General features: G+C 66.7%; 1 protein-coding gene. It reads right to left on the bottom strand.

Features of this window, described 5'->3' with window-relative positions:
- The coding region (locus ACYVDE_RS23855) for a sensor histidine kinase (RefSeq protein ID WP_460504016.1) at positions 1-999 on the bottom strand (999 nt) is incomplete at its 3' end.
- Positions 1,000-1,081: the final 82 nt, after the last annotated feature.

The following is a 1,081-nucleotide window of genomic DNA, read 5'->3' as shown; positions in this document are numbered from 1 at the left end:
CGGGCGGCGCGTGTTGCGCACCGTCAGGGTGTGGGCCGTGGCATCGAGCGTCACGCGCAGGCGCAACGGGTCGGCCTGGTAGGCGGCGTTGTGCTTGAGCACGTTTTCGAGCAGCAGCTGCAGGGCCAGCGGGGGCACATAGTACGGGGCCACGGCGGCGGGCGGCAGGTCCATTTCCACAACCAGGGCGTCACCGAGGCGGGTTTTCTGCAGGTAGAGGTAGCTTTCGGCAAACTTCAGTTCGTCGGCCAGCGGTACCAGTTCCTGGCTTTCGCTGTCGAGCACGTAGCGGTACACCTGCGAGAGCTGGCGGATGAAGCGCACGGCGCGGGCGGGGTCGTTTTCTTCTACCAGCGAGGTCAGCGCGTTCAGCGAGTTGAACAGGAAGTGCGGGTCGACCTGCCGGCGCAGCGAATCGAGCCGGGCCACGGCGGTTTCCTTCTCAAGGCGCTCGACGCGCACCGTGGCCTCGCGCCAGCCCAGCAGGAAGGAGCGCGAGTGCATGAACAGCGAGAGTATCACCGTCATCACCAGCGGGGCCACCATCTGCCCCAGCACGTTGTGCTGAAAGATGAACAACGGCGACTTGTGCCACAGCAGCAGCGTAATGCCTTCGCCGATGACCACAATGACCGCCAGCGAGGCCGCCAGCGAGGCCCCGATGGTGAGCAGCAGCCGGCGCACGGGCAGCTCCGTCCAGCCCAGGCGGTGGTTCAGCCAGTCGGAGGTGTAGCCGTTGGCCAGCCACAGCCCCACGAAGTACAGCAGCGAAATGGTGAAGCTGATGAGAAAATTGCCCGGGCGCTGCCACGGGTGCGCCTCGTTGGAGAGCGCGAAACAGCCCGTGCCCAGCAGTATCCACCAGCGCCGCGCCCAGATGCTGCGCAGCTGCGAGGGCTCGGTGGTCGTGACCCAGGGCTGGGCCAGCCGGGCGTTGGCAGCAGCAGAGAACGAGTCGTGGGGAGGCGAAAGCACGGCGGCGGGCAGGGAAGTTTGCATCAAAGTAAGCGGCTGGGGTGGAAAGGTGGTGGAACGACGGTGGGGCGAAGCTCGCGCCCGCCCGCCGCCCGCGCCGTTTCAA

This window comes from Hymenobacter agri (assembly GCF_054778495.1).
Note: the sequence above shows the minus strand (reverse complement) of the source record. Positions and strands in the feature narration are given on the sequence as shown.